Below are 1,083 nucleotides of genomic sequence, written 5' to 3'. Positions count from 1 at the left end.
TTGTCTTGCCAAAAGACCTGAAATTTGATCTTCATTAATGTGATTTGTTTTTTTGATGAATAGAATGGTTTTAAAGTTGAATCGAAATGGATTCTAAAAGTTTTCCAATTACAGTAGTAAAGTACTACGGACTAAGTTTGTTATAAGTCATATATAAATATATAAAAGATTAAACCCGATAGGGTTATAAAAAAATGGAGGTGCAAAAATGGATTCGATATGATTAGAATAGTGACTGATTAGTCACTAGAGTTCCCTTAATAACAAGGGATAGACGCATTTAGTACACTATACTTACAAAAAATCAACTTTTTTTTCTAGTAGGAACGCCTTCATAGAAGTTTTGCACTAGCGCATTAGAAGCAATATCATAGATTTGTGCTACACCAGCGTTTTTTCCATAAGAAGAGACTAGACGTTTTAAACGATTAATACCAAGAGATTTACTTCTTTTTTTAGCTTTAGGATGTTTCCAATCTAAAGAATAAAATGTACGAACATTACCATCCTTAAACCAAACAATTAGTTTACTAAAGGAATCATTAGGAATTTTCCAAAGTGCTTTATTTTTTGACATTAGATATAGGGTTATTTGATAAAGTTTAACCATTTGTTTAGTGGATATTGTGCTAAGAATTGCGCACGATTATAAATCAAAATAGAGAGTTTTTGATCTCTTACACAAAGCCCTAGATGTAAATGCTCTTGCGGTATGTTTTCTTGAATAGCATAGTTCTGCACAAAATTTAAAATACCATTATGAATACGCTCATGAAGTCCTAAAAGTTGAATTTGCTCTTTATCAGCAAAGAGTAGTAATAAATCCTCAAGAATGATGGGTTTGATAAGTTTACCTTGATGATAAATCGCTAAATCAAGAATATCCTTTTTAGGAAATACCCGAATAAGTAGTTGCGATTTAGGTAGGTTTAATTCTTTAGCAAGCTTTGCTACATAGGTATTAGCATGTTGGTGAATTTGTTTTTCAACACCAAAGAGGTCTATTGCAATATTAGCCTTGGCGTGTTGTAATTTTGATTTAAGATTTGTTTTTAATCGATGTAACATATAATTAATTTATGA

Annotated in this window: 2 protein-coding genes; both read right to left on the bottom strand. The window is 30.4% G+C overall.

Features of this window, described 5'->3' with window-relative positions:
• Positions 1–304: 304 nt before the first annotated feature.
• Positions 305–577, bottom strand: coding sequence for a hypothetical protein (locus tag ACYEKI_RS21225; RefSeq protein WP_459213218.1), 273 nt, complete (start codon positions 575–577; stop codon positions 305–307).
• An 11-nt stretch (positions 578–588) separates the two neighbouring features.
• Complete coding sequence (locus tag ACYEKI_RS21220) at positions 589–1,068, bottom strand: hypothetical protein (protein WP_459213217.1); 480 nt, start codon at positions 1,066–1,068, stop codon at positions 589–591.
• Between the last annotated feature and the right edge of the window lie 15 nt (positions 1,069–1,083).

This window comes from Aquimarina rhabdastrellae (genome assembly GCA_947387485.1).
In the GTDB taxonomy this organism is placed as follows: domain Bacteria; phylum Bacteroidota; class Bacteroidia; order Flavobacteriales; family Flavobacteriaceae; genus Aquimarina.
This window is presented reverse-complemented; position numbering and strand designations above follow the sequence as displayed.